The following is a 391-nucleotide window of genomic DNA, read 5'->3' on the forward strand; positions in this document are numbered from 1 at the left end:
CGTCGAGAATCAGCGTATCCGCGCTGAAGCGATGCGTGGCGAAGCAGTCGGGGTCGAGCACGAGGAAATACTCGGTCTCGATCCATTCGGGCGCATTTAGCTTGATGATCTGCTGCCGGTGCCAGTTGCGGATCTGGTGACGCTGCGAGAACTCCGCAAAAATGCCCATGTACAGCGATTCGTCGACCACTTCGATGGGGAAATCGGACCACGCCTTCGCGTAGCCTTTGACCTCGTCGAGTTCCTCGTGCGGCACGACGATCACGAAACGGTGAAACGTTTTGGGCGTCGTGAAGTGACGCAGCGACGAGAACAGGATGTCGCAGCGGCCGATGTTGTCGGCGTAATGCCGTCCCCGCGTCTTGACCGGCAGGATGGCGCTGATCTGATG

The 391-nt window shown here is 59.1% G+C and carries 1 protein-coding gene; it reads right to left on the bottom strand.

The annotated features are described in order from the left end of the window. Positions 1-391 (bottom strand): DUF6492 family protein (locus AB4Y31_RS31850; protein ID WP_368677431.1); only part of this gene is annotated, 391 nt, incomplete at both ends.

The organism is Trinickia sp. EG282A (assembly GCF_040965455.1).
In the GTDB taxonomy this organism is placed as follows: domain Bacteria; phylum Pseudomonadota; class Gammaproteobacteria; order Burkholderiales; family Burkholderiaceae; genus Trinickia; species Trinickia symbiotica.